This is a genomic window from Brevibacterium sp. SIMBA_078 (assembly GCF_046534565.1).
In the GTDB taxonomy this organism is placed as follows: Bacteria; Actinomycetota; Actinomycetes; order Actinomycetales; family Brevibacteriaceae; genus Brevibacterium.
On record NZ_JAWRYQ010000495.1, the window covers coordinates 1 to 243 of the forward strand.

Annotated in this window: 1 protein-coding gene; it reads left to right on the plus strand. The window is 27.6% G+C overall.

Translation table 11 applies throughout. The features are described 5' to 3' along the window. Nucleotides 1–63 precede the first annotated feature (63 nt). A partial coding sequence (locus SB749_RS20545) for an SMI1/KNR4 family protein (RefSeq protein ID WP_410711941.1) occupies nucleotides 64–243 on the plus strand: 180 nt, incomplete at its 3' end.

A 243-nucleotide genomic window follows, 5' to 3' on the forward strand; every position in this document is an offset into this window, starting at 1 on the left:
ATTTAATAAATGGAAGAAAAAATATTGGAAAAATCGCGCAAATGATTATGAATAAGGTGATATATGTCTATTGAAAAGATTAATTTAGCAATAAAAATGATGGAAAGTACTGGAGAAGAGATTTTAACTACGGGAGGAGTGACTAGTTCATTGATTCAGCAAGCAGAGCAAAAACTAAAAATAAAATTTACTGAAGATTATAAATACTTTTTAGAAAAATTTGGCTGTTTAAGCTTTGAAGGT